This is a genomic window from Bacillus sp. FJAT-26390 (assembly GCF_001682865.1).
Taxonomy (GTDB): Bacteria; Bacillota; Bacilli; order Paenibacillales; family Paenibacillaceae; genus Pristimantibacillus.
In genome coordinates, this window is record NZ_MAQX01000033.1 from 512,144 (window position 1) to 526,380 (window position 14,237).

15 protein-coding genes and 1 pseudogene are annotated in these 14,237 nt (G+C 43.2%); 7 read left to right on the forward strand and 9 right to left on the reverse strand.

Going from position 1 to position 14,237, the window contains the following annotated elements:
- Positions 1-33: 33 nt before the first annotated feature.
- From A7975_RS26560 to A7975_RS26575, 4 genes are all read right to left on the reverse strand, one after another.
- Complete coding sequence (locus tag A7975_RS26560; protein ID WP_065387121.1) at positions 34-774, reverse strand: glucosamine-6-phosphate deaminase; 741 nt, start codon at positions 772-774, stop codon at positions 34-36.
- Positions 775-818: 44 nt separating this feature from the next.
- Positions 819-1,943, reverse strand: a complete 1,125-nt coding sequence (locus tag A7975_RS26565; protein ID WP_065387122.1) for an ROK family transcriptional regulator — start codon at positions 1,941-1,943, stop codon at positions 819-821.
- Between the two features lie 203 nt (positions 1,944-2,146).
- Positions 2,147-2,488 carry a zinc ribbon domain-containing protein YjdM gene (locus A7975_RS26570; protein WP_053373485.1) on the reverse strand — a complete coding sequence of 114 codons (342 nt, stop codon included), beginning with the start codon at positions 2,486-2,488 and terminating at the stop codon, positions 2,147-2,149.
- Positions 2,489-2,631: 143 nt separating this feature from the next.
- Positions 2,632-3,012: a GNAT family N-acetyltransferase gene (locus A7975_RS26575; protein WP_065387123.1), complete on the reverse strand. Its 381-nt coding sequence runs from the start codon at positions 3,010-3,012 to the stop codon at positions 2,632-2,634.
- Between the two features lie 443 nt (positions 3,013-3,455).
- On the opposite strand from A7975_RS26575, the gene A7975_RS26580 reads away from it, so the two are divergent.
- Entirely contained in the window at positions 3,456-3,827 is a 372-nt protein-coding gene (locus tag A7975_RS26580; protein ID WP_065387124.1) for a hypothetical protein, read from the forward strand.
- A gap of 705 nt (positions 3,828-4,532) precedes the next feature.
- On the opposite strand, the gene A7975_RS34335 is transcribed toward A7975_RS26580, so the two are convergent.
- Entirely contained in the window at positions 4,533-4,709 is a 177-nt protein-coding gene (locus A7975_RS34335; protein ID WP_176707815.1) for a hypothetical protein, read from the reverse strand.
- Positions 4,710-4,904: 195 nt separating this feature from the next.
- Here A7975_RS34335 and A7975_RS26585 point away from each other — a divergent pair, with 195 nt between their 5' ends.
- On the forward strand, positions 4,905-5,570 hold the full coding sequence (locus tag A7975_RS26585; protein WP_065387125.1) for a hypothetical protein: 666 nt from the start codon (positions 4,905-4,907) through the stop codon (positions 5,568-5,570).
- 492 nt (positions 5,571-6,062) lie between these two features.
- Complete coding sequence (locus A7975_RS26590; protein ID WP_053373483.1) at positions 6,063-6,980, forward strand: aldo/keto reductase; 918 nt, start codon at positions 6,063-6,065, stop codon at positions 6,978-6,980.
- A gap of 85 nt (positions 6,981-7,065) precedes the next feature.
- Here A7975_RS26590 and A7975_RS26595 read toward each other — a convergent pair whose 3' ends face one another.
- The 3 genes from A7975_RS26595 to A7975_RS26605 form a co-directional block, all read right to left on the reverse strand.
- Positions 7,066-7,614 (reverse strand): DinB family protein, encoded by a 549-nt coding sequence (locus tag A7975_RS26595; protein ID WP_065387126.1) that lies wholly within the window; start codon positions 7,612-7,614, stop codon positions 7,066-7,068.
- 67 nt (positions 7,615-7,681) lie between these two features.
- Positions 7,682-8,629 carry a helix-turn-helix transcriptional regulator gene (locus A7975_RS26600; protein ID WP_065387127.1) on the reverse strand — a complete coding sequence of 316 codons (948 nt, stop codon included), beginning with the start codon at positions 8,627-8,629 and terminating at the stop codon, positions 7,682-7,684.
- Between the two features lie 28 nt (positions 8,630-8,657).
- Positions 8,658-9,542, reverse strand: a complete 885-nt coding sequence (locus A7975_RS26605) for a LysR family transcriptional regulator (protein ID WP_065387128.1) — start codon at positions 9,540-9,542, stop codon at positions 8,658-8,660.
- 117 nt (positions 9,543-9,659) lie between these two features.
- Between A7975_RS26605 and A7975_RS26610 the strand changes: the two genes are divergently transcribed.
- A complete protein-coding gene (locus A7975_RS26610; RefSeq protein ID WP_053373479.1) occupies positions 9,660-10,409 on the forward strand; it encodes an SDR family NAD(P)-dependent oxidoreductase in 750 nt (249 codons plus the stop codon).
- 130 nt (positions 10,410-10,539) lie between these two features.
- Here the strand turns inward: A7975_RS26610 and A7975_RS26615 are convergent, their stop codons facing one another.
- Positions 10,540-11,397, reverse strand: a complete 858-nt coding sequence (locus tag A7975_RS26615) for a class II fructose-bisphosphate aldolase (protein ID WP_053373478.1) — start codon at positions 11,395-11,397, stop codon at positions 10,540-10,542.
- A 472-nt stretch (positions 11,398-11,869) separates the two neighbouring features.
- Here A7975_RS26615 and A7975_RS26620 point away from each other — a divergent pair, with 472 nt between their 5' ends.
- The 3 genes and pseudogenes from A7975_RS26620 to A7975_RS35685 all read left to right on the forward strand — a co-directional run.
- On the forward strand, positions 11,870-12,028 hold the full coding sequence (locus tag A7975_RS26620) for a carbon storage regulator (protein ID WP_053373477.1): 159 nt from the start codon (positions 11,870-11,872) through the stop codon (positions 12,026-12,028).
- A 372-nt stretch (positions 12,029-12,400) separates the two neighbouring features.
- On the forward strand, positions 12,401-12,574 hold the full coding sequence (locus tag A7975_RS26625) for a carbon storage regulator (protein ID WP_053373476.1): 174 nt from the start codon (positions 12,401-12,403) through the stop codon (positions 12,572-12,574).
- 183 nt (positions 12,575-12,757) lie between these two features.
- A pseudogene (locus A7975_RS35685) lies at positions 12,758-13,114 on the forward strand (flagellin N-terminal helical domain-containing protein); the annotation flags it as partial.
- Positions 13,115-14,237 lie beyond the last annotated feature (1,123 nt).

The following is a 14,237-nucleotide window of genomic DNA, read 5'->3' on the forward strand; positions in this document are numbered from 1 at the left end:
GCCAAGTCCACGAGGGGCTTGGCGTTTGTTTTTCTAGTTCGCTTCAGACTTCTCAACTTTGGCATACGCCTCAAGATCAACAATCAGATGCGAGTTCGGATGCAGCTGAAGCACGCTTGCCGGCATCGTATTGACCACGGGACCTTTGACCGCTTCAAAGACGGCATCCGCCTTTTTGGGCCCATTCGCAATCAATATCGCGCTTTTGGCATTTAGAATATGCTTAATGCCAAGCGTAATGCCTTGTGATAACACCCGATGTTCCTTAAAATATTTTTGTCCGACTGTGCTCGTCACCGCATCCAAATCAGATACATGGGAGTACGACTCGAAGGAGGCGCCCGGCTCATTAAAGCCGAGATGCCCGTTGACTCCTATGCCCAGCAATATTAAGTCGAGGCTGCCATGCCGCTTAATGACCGCATCGATTTTCTCGCACTCGGCTTGGAGATCTTTTTCTTTGGCGTTAAACGCATGCACTTGCGAGTCTTGAATGCCTGCCGGATTATAAAATTGCTCGTAGAGGAAATGGATACAGCTGCCTTCATCCTCACGGCCAAGCCCTGCCCACTCATCGAGCCCAACGAAGGTCGATTTGCTAAAATCTACTCGGTTATCCTTCACAGCCTGTACGAGCAACCGAAAAATTTCTCTTGGCGTGTCGCCGCCGGGAAAACAAAGAAGAGCATCCGGCTTCGCTTGCACCGTTTGAATGATCTGCTCGGCTGCCTTTTGGGACATTTCCTCGTAATGATTCAAAACAACAATATTCATAATTAATCCGCTCCTTATTCATGATGAACTGAGTAAAAATGTGATTAATTCACTTCTTGCAGCTTTTGAAAGGCATATGCGACAGCGCCAAGCCCGCCGGCATCCGGTCCAAGAACGGCCAACTCGATAGAAGCATGGTTAGGCGTAAAGTTTTGTACGTTCTTTTTGATTTCATCCAGCACGACAGGCATCGATTCCGAGACACCCCCGCCGATAATGATCTTCTCAGGATTGATTAGGCTGCATACGTTGGCGAGGGCAACCGATACCTCCCGTATAAACCTTTCAATAATAGCTGCCGCCTTAGCGTCTTTGCCCGCATACTGCTTAAAGAGCTCCTCCGGGGCGATGCCATGCCTAGAGAGACCCGTACCCGAGTTTTTGTTCTCAAACGTCCCGAACTGTCCAGGCTGATTGGTCAGTCCGTTCTCCACATCATCCGTGTCGATAAAATATCCGATCTCCCCCGAGGAGAAGTTATGCCCTTCGATCAGCTGTCCATTATAAATAATGGCCGAGCCAACCCCGGTTCCAAATGCGATGAAGAACATATTTTGCGACATGACCCCTGAGCCTAGCCACCGCTCCCCTAACGCCGCACACCTGACGTCATTATTGATAAAAACGGGGAAGTTGAAATGCTTCTGCATCCTATCCTTCAGCGGCACGTTCTGCCATCCTAAAGCAGGGGCGTCAATCACTTCTCCCGTTGCCGTGTTCGTCATCCCGGGGACGCCGACACCCATGGCAATAATTAATTGCTGATCCACTCCAGATTTCAAAATCGCTTGATTAATGGCAGCCATAATCTCATCGATATCCGCCATGGTCTTGATCTTTTCTTTAAATACGACTTCTCCGTCCAAATCCGTAATGACGATAAAAATTTTGGTTCCCCCAATGTCCACCCCGACACCGTAAGCCGATTTTGGGTTAAAGCCCAATTGAATGCCTCGCCGTCCCCCCTCTTTCGTGGAGCTGCCGAAGCCTTGTTCTATCACTACTTCTTTATTTAATAAATCATCGATGATCGCAGATACGGTAGATCGGGCGATCCCTAGTTTTTTTGCGATATCCGCTCTGCTTATGGGCTGCTCGGAACGGATTAACTGCACGACCTGCAAAACGTTTGAACTCGCAGTTGGCTGAGGAATAACATTTTTCTCCATGTGACATTCCTTTCTACATCCGGTTTGTTTGTTCGGTGATAAAACAAACTATATGACCATAATAATGCAAACGATTACATTTTTCAACCTTATTTATATGGAACAGATGGCGGCGGAACGTAAAAAAGCCCGTAATGGCCTATGTGCTAAGCGCCATTCGAGCTTTAGTAACGAGGTTACATCTTTCCTTACACCGACAGTATTTATATTTTCTTCACGAACTCGGATTTTAATTTCATCGCTCCGAATGTATCGATTTTGCAATCAATATCGTGATCGCCGTCGATCAAACGAATATTTTTTACTTTTGTGCCTATCTTGATAACCAAGGAGCTTCCTTTTACTTTAAGATCTTTAATGACAGATACCGTGTCTCCATCGTTCAAAATATTTCCATTAGCATCCTTGACGATCTTTTTGTCTTCCGTATTGTCGCCTTCCCCTTGTAAACTCCATTCATGGCTGCATTCCGGGCATATAAAAAGACTTCCGTCCTCATACGTATATTCCGAGTTGCATTCCGGGCAATTTGGCAAGCTAGACATGATTTCATGTCCTCCATTCATCAATGTTCTTTATATGGGATAAAGCAAGTATATCACTTCAAGGGCAGCCTCGTCCTACTCCTACCCACGCTTCTGCCTAGGCTCCGATTTATCCGACCCCTCGGAACATATAGGCGACCTTGCTATCTTAGCTTCTTTACGAACCTAGAGCCGGTTACCTCATAACCAAGCTCCTTATAAAATTTATGCGCTTCATCTACCCTCGTAAGTCCGGATACTAACCAGGTTCCTTTGCATTCATGCTCTTTAGCTAATTTATCCGCATAATCCATTAATACTTTGCCGATTCCTTTTCTTTTGGCCTGCCTGTCTACAACGATGACCGATATTTCCCCAAATCTCGAAACTTCCTCGATATTCTCCCTAATTCTAAAGCCTAAAGTACCCAGAACAAGCCCGTCCTCTTCATAAACGTATAAGGAATCATAAGGACTTTGAGCGACAAATGCCAAACGATTTGTCATTTGGTCCACTGTTATTTCCTTGCTCATTAATTGCGTCATTAATCTGCTCAATGCCCCGCAATCCTTAGGACCCGCTTCTCTAATCAAAACAATTATCTCAAACTTTATCCAGACCGTATCGATTACGATATGATGGTAGCGATGGGAATTAAGTACTCAAAGACGGGACTCATTTTTTTGTTTATACAATGAAATTCAACAAACTCCAAAGTACCCAGTCTACCTGCCTTCGTCCAGTACCAGGTTCATACCTTATCCTGATGCCACTGTACTAATATCCAGTCTCCTCCGGTGACGATGGTCTTGTCTAAGCCGTTTTATATTAAACTTTATTAAGAAAGTAACCACGAATGTAGCTGCCTCTTTTCTTTTAATTGAACTTCTAAAGTCAAAGAATTTTCGAAATAAAAAGTCTAGAATTTCTTGACTTATAGAATTTTTAGACTTATATTTAAATTAACAATTATTCGGGAGTGATTATAGTGACAATTTCAATTTCTCAATCCACTGCAAATGATTTCTTTATTGAATTTTTCAAGCAACGTAATGCACCAGCTAAGTTTGCAGAATTAGCGGAGGCATTAACAAAAAAATTCCAAGCTAACTCCAACCAAATTAGCGGCCTTATCCACCGGGCTCACGCAAAGGATAGCATCCTAATTAAAAATGGAAAAGAGTACAGCTTGAATACGAACGTTAATAATAATTCTTCGATCATACACCAAGTTAAGACTCAGATAGCCACCTTCAAGAAAGAACTCGATAAAGGTATATCACTAAATGATGTAAGTTCCTCCGAAGAATTCAAGGAACTAAAAGATCTTTTAAAGAAGTTAGAAGAATTAAGCCGGTAACCAAAAAAACCACCAAAGACGGTTATGCGAGAGGAAGAGAGCTATTAACTGATCGTTAACTCAACTCTTAGCAGAGCATCTGTACAAAATCGATTATTTTGTGAATTAGTCCGACCTCTCGAAAAATGAAAATCAGAGCAACTCTAAGCTATCCTAAGAAAACATAAAAACGGCCCAATCGCAAACGATGCGAACAGCGGCCGTTTTTGTGAATTGTTCCACGGAATTAATATAGGCGATTATAGCCAATTACGACGCAAAATGAAGATGGACTATGAATGATCATAAGAAAACTATATTCAAAATTATGAATTCATAATTTCATCCCTTTAATATTCTTTTTCTTAAGGGGAATTCCAAGTTTCTTTTGCCCTAGCAATTGCTTCTTCTGCAAACTTTTTTTTCTTCATATTCCATTGATAAAAGGGCTGTTCAAATATCATGAGGTGTCAACTTTTGTTCATGATGCTACTATTCTAATCAAATATGTATTCTCATATTCATAGAGTTTCGCTACCAAATGTAAGTGACACACTGCTAACAGAGCTCAATTTGGGGTAACGCCAACAATTTGACGTTTTAATACGCTAAGCATTAGTGGACATAAAAATTTGATTTTGCAGAACTTGAAGCGCTTATGGAAATTAAGGACGTCTGCTTAGAGTAGCGAGGTTTCTCAACAGGTTCAACGGGCTGACAATATGGTCAGCCCGTTTTTCTAAAAATTTCTTTAATTGAACTAAATATTTTTTTTATTATTTTAGAAAAACCTTGAAAGAGGTCACTTAGATATTTTTTGACTAGGAACCCAACCAAAGCAAAGAAAAGTGAAATAGCTATTATAAACACAAATAGTTTTAGTCCTGTTTCTATAAATTCCATTTAGATACAGCACCTCCTTTTCAATTATCATTATATACTTAACCTCCACGTTTAAGCCAATACCTGGGAAATGACGAATAACAGAAAATAACAAATTCAAAAAAAGGAATCTCTTCATAATAAAAACAACTTAATATAAATGTTGGAAAAAATGTTTTATGTGTGGTAGTATAGTAAAAAAAAGGAGGTAATACTATGTTTAAAAGAGTTACTAGTTTATTTGCTGCTCTATGTCTATCAATCGCCCTAATTTTACCAGTTAGTGCAAAAGGAGAAACCGAGGTTTTATCACCGGACACAATTGTAAGTAATGAGAATGTAAACCAAGTTCTTGAATCTCTAGGGATTGATCCTAGAGAGCTTAGAAAAGCAGAAGCTTCTTCAAATAATTCGGTTATTGTTACTGTGGGGGAATTGGAACAAGCCCTTACTCAATTAAAACAATTGCCTACTGAAATTAAAATAAAGGAAAACTCTAATAATCTTAAAACAAATAATCTAGCTTCGTCTGCATTTTGTACTGGATTAAAGATGCTATATTACACAACTAATATAGGTGGATCGTTTGAATTATCTTATGAAGTAGCTACAAATTACTCATGGTCGAAATTTACTTCAGTAAATAATGCGACCGTTTCAGTAATAGATAACGATGATAATCTTTTTACAACTTTCACAATAAATAAAAGAGAAGTTAGTGCTGATCCTTCTTTTAACGGCGATAAAGTTAAACTGACAGCTAAGGTAGTAGTAGATTCGTGGTTATCAGTTGGAAGCGTGGGACTTATTAAGGTAATGACAACATCAGTTGATACATCAAAGGAATGGAATGCTTCAACAGAACTCCCACAATGCGTTTAGTAGTATGTCTAGCCGTTCTTTGAATCACGTCTTCATCTTAGGTCTTATAATCTTTGTAACCCTCAGTCGTACAGCCCTAATAACGCTGCACGACTTTTCTTTTGGCGTATTACTAACATTTTAACTATTGTATACGCTAGCATTAGCTCACATTAATTTTCGCCGTCCCGGATGATCTTATCAGACGTAAAAAGCCATTTTCCAAATTCCTGACGACCACTAATAATGTTTAGGTACATCTCACTTAAAATAAATGAAACTAAATCTCTCTCAAAACGAAGGATAAAGGAAGAAAATAGACAGGTCGAGCAGGGGCTGGCATTGCGTAGTTACATTTCTTTTACTTACTATATATAATTTCAGCACTTACGCTCGTCCGCTTATTCCGCTATACTTTCACTTGAATACCTCTACATGAAACGTCGAACCACATCCCTATATGCGCCAATGCCATCAAGTCAGGTTAACCAATCACTAAGGAGGACTTTAATCATGAGAACAATAAAACTAGGTACAAGCAATTTAGAGGTGCCTGTAATTGCTGTCGGCTGTATGCGAATTAATTCGCTGGACAAGACCGAAGCTGAGCATTTCGTCCAAACCTCGCTAGACGAAGGGGCAAACTTTTTCGACCATGCGGATATATACGGCGGTGGAAAATGCGAGGAGATTTTTGCGGATGCCATTCATATGAATGCAAGCGTTCGTGAGAAGATCATCCTGCAATCCAAATGCGGCATTCGTCCGGGCATGTTCGATTTCTCCAAAGAGCATATTCTAGATTCCGTAGACAACATCCTGAAGCGCCTCAGAACCGACTATTTGGACATTCTGCTGCTGCACCGTCCAGATACGCTTGTAGAACCGGAAGAGGTTGCGGAAGCTTTTGACCTTCTTGAGAGCTCAGGCAAAGTGCGCCATTTCGGCGTTTCCAATCAAACTCCGATGCAGATCCAGCTGTTGAAGAAAGCAGTGAAGCAGCCGCTTGTTGCGAACCAGCTGCAGCTAAGCATCACCAATGCCAACATGATTTCTAACGGCTTTAACGTAAATATGGAAAACGATGCTGCCATTAACCGTGACGGCAACATTTTGGACTATTGCAGACTGAACGATATTACGATTCAGCCATGGTCGCCGTTCCAATACGGATTTTTTGAGGGCGTATTCCTCGGAAACGAAAAGTTCCCGGAGCTGAATGAAAAAATCGATGAAGTCGCAAGCAAATATGAAGTTAGCAACACAACGATTGCGATCGCATGGCTTTTGCGCCATCCTGCGAACATGCAGCCTGTCATCGGCACGATGAATATCGACCGATTGAAGGATTGCATTAAAGCAAGCGACATTCACCTGACACGCGAAGAATGGTATGGCATCTTCCGCGCGGCAGGCAACATTCTTCCTTAAGGCGCAAACCGTTAAAGCAACCTCGGTCATCCATGACCGAGGTTGCTTTATTTTCTGTCCCTGCTGCCTATCTAACACTTTATGCTTAAGCGATCCCGGGTAACGCCTGCGCCTCTTTCAAACGATTCATCTGCAAACGGTGATGGCGATAATGCATTTCAATCAGCAAAAACCACTCGTTTGCGTTTAGCATGCCGAACCGCGGATGAGCGACCGCGCTTTGCTTATCTGCTGTTTCAAGCGTTGGCAGCACCTCTTTCATACGATGGACCACAGTGCTTAATCCTTGGATCAGCTGCTCTTTGCTTTCCGGCTGCTTAGGCGTATATTGCGGAGATGGCGGAACTTGGATACGTATAGGGGGGAAGCTGCCCAGCTCAAAAATCGCTTTACCCTCCTTTGTTTTTTCTCCTGTTGATGGAATGGCATCCTCCATTTCCGCCATGGTTATGCGTTCAATGTTTGGAAGCTGCATATACAGAGCCGAGTTAATGAGATGCTGATACATTTGTCCAAGCGACCACTCGTCCTCACTTGGCTGATGCTTCAACTGTTCCATGCTGAAGCCTTCTAATTCATGCAAATACTCGCTCACATTTTCCTCAAATCGCCGTAATGCTTCGGTTGCGTTCATATTCTTCAGCAGCTCCTTTATTTATCATCTGCTATGACTATACAAAAACGCTACTGACAACTGTATGTCAGTAGCGTTTTAACATTTTTTCGGCTTCGTCACGAATGCGGTTTCGGAAGGACTCAGGCTCCAGTACAACGACGCCTGCTCCCCAGCCGAGCACCCAATGGAGCAGCTCCTCGGGATGGCGGACACGGAAGCTGATAAACAAGCCATCTGCACGCTCTTCTTCTGCAACCGTATAAAAGTTGCTCGACTCCTTCACTTTATCTGCAATATCGCGATTCACATGAATGCGCACATGTATATGGCGGTCATCCTCCGGCTGGTAATCCTTTAAATTAAAATCAGGCTTTAGCTTGAATTTATCCTCCAGAACGGTAAGCTCCGCCATTCTCGACAACCGGAAATGACGAATCTCTTGCCGCATCTCGCAATAGGCAATCAGCATCCAAGACCCGTAAGAGAAAACGAGTCCGTAAGGAGCCGCGACACGTACACTTTGGCGATTCCCGCCGGGCTCGGCTATTTTTTTCGAATAACCAAAACGGATCTTCCGCTCATCCAATATCGCTCGGCGAATCATCCATATATGCTCTTTCTCTTGCTTGCGAGTGACATCTTCTCTAGAAGTGATCAGCCTCATAGTTTTGCGTACCCTAGATGCTTCGCTTCTAACCGGCTCCGGCAGGATGGCTTCAATCTTTCCGCGTGAGGATTGAGCCTTGCTGCCATAGTCCGCGTCGAACCTTTGCTCAATAAAATCCGTTCCGATAAGCAAGGCTACGGCTTCTTCCGCCGTGAAGCTGACTGGCGGCAGAAAATATCCTTCCATCAAGGAATAGCCAAGTCCGGGAGCCCCTACCACCGGAACGCCCGCTTCGCTTAGCGCCTGAATATCCCGATAGATCGTCCTCACGCTCGTTTCGAATATAGCTGCCAAATCCTCAGCCCTTATAACCTCAGTGCGCTGCAGCTCCAACACGATAGCTAACAATCGGTCTGTCTTGTTCACCCGGCCGCAGCCTCCTCTTGCGATTGAACTAAAATTCAAATTGCAGTCTTTGAATAAACCTTTTCGATATTTGCGTGGGGTGCTTCCCCTTATGGAGTACCCACCCATAGTGAACAGGGCTTGCATTCGGCATATCAAGCTCTATCGGAACAATCTCAGAGTGATCATCCCGGAACGAGTATTCCAGTCCGACAGTAATAGCGAGCCCACGCTTCACTGCGTTTTGAATCGCCTTCGTATTATTCGTAGTAAAAAGAATATTCGCTTTTCCATGCTTTGCGATTAAGGCATTCGTATCGTCCACCAGAACCTTATCATCATATAATACCAGCGTTTGCCCAGCCAATTGCTCGGGCGTAATTTTCTTTTCAAAAGCGAGTGGAGAGTTTTTGTTTACGCCTACGACCATTTTTCCTTCCAGCAGCTTCTCAAAAGAGAAATGCTCGTTTTTTTCTTCAAAATGCTCCGATAACACAATTAATCCAATATCAATTCGGCTATTGGCCAGATCATCTAATATTTCCTTCGGTCCTTTTTCGAAAATTTCTATTTTAACATTGGGGTAGTCTTCCTTGAATTTAGAGACAGCATCAACGAGCAAATGCATCGGACCCGGTATGGAAGCTATTTTTAATTCGCCGTTCAAGGTGCTGCTGTAGCTTTTTGCCTCTTCTTTAAGCTCGTTCACTTTCAGTAATACCTCGTTTGCTTTCTTAATGATTTGTTTTCCTTCCACCGTAGGGAGGGCGCCTAAACCGCGGGATCGAGTAAACAAGGAGAGGCCTAATTCTTTTTCGAGCAAGGAAATGGATTGGCTAATGGCCGATAAAGTGACATGCGCGTTCTCGGCAGCTTTGGTGAATGACCCTGTGCTTGCGACCTCCACAATATATTCCATCTGTTCTAAATTCATCGTTATCCGTCCTTATTAAGTACTGCTTAACTATAAGTTATTATAATTTAATTTTATTTAACTTAAAAGAGAGTTAAACTAACTTTGAAAACAACACTTCACTAGGAGGCATACATCATGAGCATAAAAAAAGTGGCAGTTATCACAGGCGGAGCTAGCGGAATAGGGAGAGCAACAGCTATAAAATTCGCAAGCAAAGGGGAGCAGGTTGTTGTCGCTGACTTTAACGAAGAAGCTGGCAACGAGACGGTCAAGTTCATTAGGGCTAACGGCGGCGAAGCTATTTTTGTTAAAACCGATGTATCCAAGTTCGAAGATGTTGAGGCGCTTATCGAGAAGGCAGTCGCTGCTTATGGCAGAGTCGATGTTATGTTCAACAACGCTGGCATCGGGCGGACTACGCCTGTCCTTGATCAAAATTTAAATGATTACCATAGCGTAATCAACGTAAACCAGCATGGGGTTACGCATGGCATTATCGCGGCAGGCAAAAAAATGAGAGAGCTGGGCATTAAAGGCGTCATTATAAATACCGCTTCTGTATTTGGATTCTTAGCATCCCCAGGAACCTTTGCTTATCATGCATCCAAGGGTGCTGTCATTATGATGACGAAATCCGCTGCTTTAGAGCTTTCGCCTTACGGCATACGGGTAGTCGCCATTGCACCGGGGGCAGTTGATACGCCTATTATTCAAGGCTATAAGGATCAAGGCCTAATCGACTCCATGAAAGCGAAGGTTATCGGAAATAAGCTAACACAGCCTGAGCAAGTCGCCGACTCCGTTTATTTGCTCTCCTTAGATGAAGCGAGCGCGATCAACGGCAGCGTGGTCATGGCTGATGAAGGATATGCTTCTTTTAAATAATGAAAAAGGAGAAACATCATTCGGAACAGGGAATGGTGTTTCTCCTTTTTTTTGAGCATTTACAGCCATAAAAAAATGGTTGGATCGATTGCAGGATGCAATCGGCCCAACCATTTTTACATTTTGCTTATTACGCTTTATTGGAAGAACCAAACTCGCGCATTTTGCCAGCAACTGTTGCTTTGATAGCGTCACGGCCTGGTGCCAAAAATTTACGTGGATCGTATACTTCTGAATCAGAAGTCAAGATTTCACGAGCAATTTTTGTGAATGCGATTTGGTTTTCTGTGTTTACGTTGATTTTTGCAGTTCCAAGCGAGATTGATTTCTTAATATCAGCAGTTGGAATGCCTGTACCACCGTGCAATACCAATGGAAGCTTGATTGTTTGGCAAATTTCTTCCATTTCTTTGAAGCCTAGGTTTGGTTCGCCTTTGTAAGGACCGTGTACGGAACCAAGTGCTGGAGCAAGGCAGTCAATGCCTGTAAGCTCAACAAGCTGTTTGCACTCTTGTGGATCTGCATAGATAACGCCATCAGCGATAACATCATCCTCTTGTCCGCCAACTGTTCCAAGCTCAGCTTCAACGGAAACGCCGCGCTCATGCGCGTATGCAACTACTTGTTGCGTCGTTTTTACGTTTTCTTCGAATGGGGAGTGGGAAGCATCTATCATAACAGAAGTGAATCCTGCATCAATGGCTGCTTTACATTTTTCAAAGCTTGAACCATGGTCAAGGTGAATAGCAACCGGAACCGTGATTTTCATTTCTTCAATAAGTGATTTCACGATTGCAGTTACAACTGTGAAACCTCCCATGTAACGAGCAGCACCTTCAGAAACACCAAGAATAACTGGTGATTGCTCTTCTTGAGCAGCGCCAAGAATCGCTTGTGTCCACTCTAGGTTGTTGATGTTGAATTGACCAACAGCGTAACCTTCTTTTAAACCTTTGTTCAACATATCTTTCATCGAAACCAATGCCATTTTAAATCCTCCTTCAAAATAATTGCAATTTAATGACTAGACCTTTCAATCATACCCAATTCATCTACAGTTTAAAATGGCGTCCTTAAGCTGCAGTTATACTGGCACGAACGGAATGGGTTTTGCCTCGTTCACGTTCCTCTTATAAGTCTACATTTTATCACAAATTTCATTATAAGACACCTATAGAGGGCTGATTACTTTTTGTCACTTCTAAGATTATATCATATTCATCGTTATATTATGGCCTCGTCCCAATTTGCTATCCCAATCGAAGCATCTTTATCCATTCTTATTTTTGAGCATAATCATTGCTGCATTTTTCTATTTTATTTGTTATTTCTGCAAAAATTTTGTCGATCTATAACTTTCGTTAGATTTCATTCTGCTGCGTAAAGATTAGGATGGTTAAAGCAAGAGAGAGAGAAGTGCATAAATGGCCTTTATAGGATTCCATTAAGGAGCGAGGATAATGTTAGTACTCGGAAGAAAACCAGGAGAGTTCATCGTCATTAATGAGAGCATTATTGTTAAGGTAATTAGAAGCGAGGACGGGCATTTGCGTCTTGCCATTGATGCCCCGCGCGACATTCCGATTATACGGGGAGAACTGCATGATGCAAATAAATGAGCAGCACCGCTGCTTCCAATCAGGAAGCTGCACTAAAATATTTTTTGCGATTCTAAAAAAAGCACTAACAAATAATGTTAAGCTGCCGATATATTCTATAAAGCACAAATGATTACACTCATGGACGAGTGAATAAGCATGGTATTTATTCAGGATGAAGATCCGTATATACCTGCCTATTTATTCGTCCTTTTTGCTATTTAATAATGGATTTGCCTGGTTTTCTCTAAGATTGATTCATACGAATTGCGTGAACAAAAATCAAGAGACTTATGGATGAGCAAATATGTCGATTGTCTTTCTTCAGGATGAAGAGGGGCAACGACGTATTTGCTCATCTTTTTTTATACCAACTTTTAAGGAGATGGGTGAATGCTAGTACTCGGAAGAAAACCAGGAGAATTTATAATGATCGACAATAACATTATGGTGAAAGTTGTAAAAAGCGAAGAAGGGCATTTACGCCTGGCCATTGAGGCTCCAAAACATATTTCTATCGTTCGCGGAGAGTTGTTTGAGGAGAAAAAGAGGCTTCAGAATCAATAAAAAAACCCGTTGCCTTCCACTTAAGGATGAGTGGTGAAGGTCAAGGATGATAGGGACTATGGACTTGCAGCTCATTGCTTGGATTAGCGCGCAATTCGGCAACGGCCTGTAAGGACATCGTTAAATCTTCAAAGAATGCAAACGGATATGCATTCTAACCAAACCACATGGAGGTAATGATCAATGAGAATTAATCACAACATTGCAGCACTGAACACATCCCGTCAACTTGGTACAAACGGCGTCAACACATCCAAAAACCTGGAGAAGCTATCATCCGGCCTTCGCATCAACCGCGCAGGAGACGACGCTGCCGGCCTTGCAATCTCCGAGAAAATGCGCGGCCAGATTCGCGGCTTGGAGCAGGCTACACGCAATTCCCAGGATGGCATTTCACTGATTCAAACGGCTGAAGGCGCGCTAAGCGAAACCCACTCCATTCTTCAGCGCATGCGTGAGCTCGCTACTCAATCCTCCAATGATACGAACTCCACGACTGACCGTGAAGCGATCCAAGAGGAAATGAACCAGCTTTCATCCGAAATCAACCGTATCGGCAACACAACTGAGTTCAATACAAGAAAAATTTTGAACGGCGATGTTGCGGTTACTGGCGATGGCAAGGCACTTGTCGGCGGGGCAACGACTACGCTTGGCGCCGGTATTACCGCTGTCAAAGTAGACCCGAAAGCGGCTGCGCCAATTGGCATTTATGATGTCAAAGTCACTTCAAGCACAGTAGCGCAAATCGAAACGACGGTTCTATCCAATGTGACAGATGCTTCTGTAACAGCTGGAGCGACGGTTGATCTGACAGGCGGAGCCTATAAAATTGCGATCACGGCAGAAAACACGAAGCAATTGGACGGTGCAGCTACCGATGCTGGAGCAATCTTAAATTCAGCTAGCGGCAATACGCCTATTACGCTCGAAAGCAATTCCTCGCTAAATAATGTGAACCATACACTCTCCGTCAAAAAAGATCAAATCTATTCCTCCATCGGAAGCGGACTAGATATTAAGACAGGTACTGCCAACGCTACGGATTCCGGCACGTACACGATCAAGACATCAAGAACGATCGATGCAACTAAAGTGACGGACAATGGCGCGAACACGCTGAAAGCGGACAGCGTAATCACTAACTTCACAATGGCACCGAACGCGACTACCGCGCAGGCTGCGCTTATTAATAATGGTACTGGCAATACGTTAACGATTAACGTAGTCGATGGCGGCGACGCAACGGCTGATATTACGTTTACATTCAATGATGGCACAAACACGAGCACCGTTTCCATCTCCGGAGCGGCTGGCGATGGCGCAAAAACGCTGCAAGTGGCTGGCGTCCAATTTGACGTGGATGTTGACAAAATTATTGCCGGCTTGAACCTTGCCGATGCTGTCAATGACAACGGTACGTATAACGGCCAAGTCATTAACCTTGCTTCCGGTGCAGCGCTGGATCAAGTTACAGTTACTAAAGGAGCCGACAGCGCGACAGCGACTATCGCATCGAACACAAACGGCGATTTGACGTTTGATCTCGATGGCGGCGGTACAGACCTTACTCTAACTTCTACTGGCGCTTCCTTCGTATCGGGCAACTCTTTGTCCACTACTGTGCAAAGCCAATATACCGTTGGTCTTAAAGAGACGGTTT

Excerpts from the sequence above, each read along its gene's own strand:
- A7975_RS26560 (WP_065387121.1), bottom strand. The coding sequence starts at position 774 with ATGAATATTGTTGTTTTGAATCATTACGAGGAAATGTCCCAAAAGGCA.
- A7975_RS26565 (WP_065387122.1), bottom strand. The coding sequence starts at position 1,943 with ATGGAGAAAAATGTTATTCCTCAGCCAACTGCGAGTTCAAACGTTTTG.
- A7975_RS26570 (WP_053373485.1), bottom strand. The coding sequence starts at position 2,488 with ATGTCTAGCTTGCCAAATTGCCCGGAATGCAACTCGGAATATACGTAT.
- A7975_RS26575 (WP_065387123.1), bottom strand. The coding sequence starts at position 3,012 with ATGACGCAATTAATGAGCAAGGAAATAACAGTGGACCAAATGACAAAT.
- A7975_RS34335 (WP_176707815.1), bottom strand. The coding sequence starts at position 4,709 with ATGGAATTTATAGAAACAGGACTAAAACTATTTGTGTTTATAATAGCT.
- A7975_RS26585 (WP_065387125.1), top strand. The coding sequence starts at position 4,905 with ATGTTTAAAAGAGTTACTAGTTTATTTGCTGCTCTATGTCTATCAATC.
- A7975_RS26590 (WP_053373483.1), top strand. The coding sequence starts at position 6,063 with ATGAGAACAATAAAACTAGGTACAAGCAATTTAGAGGTGCCTGTAATT.
- A7975_RS26595 (WP_065387126.1), bottom strand. The coding sequence starts at position 7,614 with ATGAACGCAACCGAAGCATTACGGCGATTTGAGGAAAATGTGAGCGAG.
- A7975_RS26605 (WP_065387128.1), bottom strand. The coding sequence starts at position 9,542 with ATGAATTTAGAACAGATGGAATATATTGTGGAGGTCGCAAGCACAGGG.
- A7975_RS26610 (WP_053373479.1), top strand. The coding sequence starts at position 9,660 with ATGAGCATAAAAAAAGTGGCAGTTATCACAGGCGGAGCTAGCGGAATA.
- A7975_RS26615 (WP_053373478.1), bottom strand. The coding sequence starts at position 11,397 with ATGGCATTGGTTTCGATGAAAGATATGTTGAACAAAGGTTTAAAAGAA.
- A7975_RS26620 (WP_053373477.1), top strand. The coding sequence starts at position 11,870 with ATGTTAGTACTCGGAAGAAAACCAGGAGAGTTCATCGTCATTAATGAG.
- A7975_RS26625 (WP_053373476.1), top strand. The coding sequence starts at position 12,401 with ATGCTAGTACTCGGAAGAAAACCAGGAGAATTTATAATGATCGACAAT.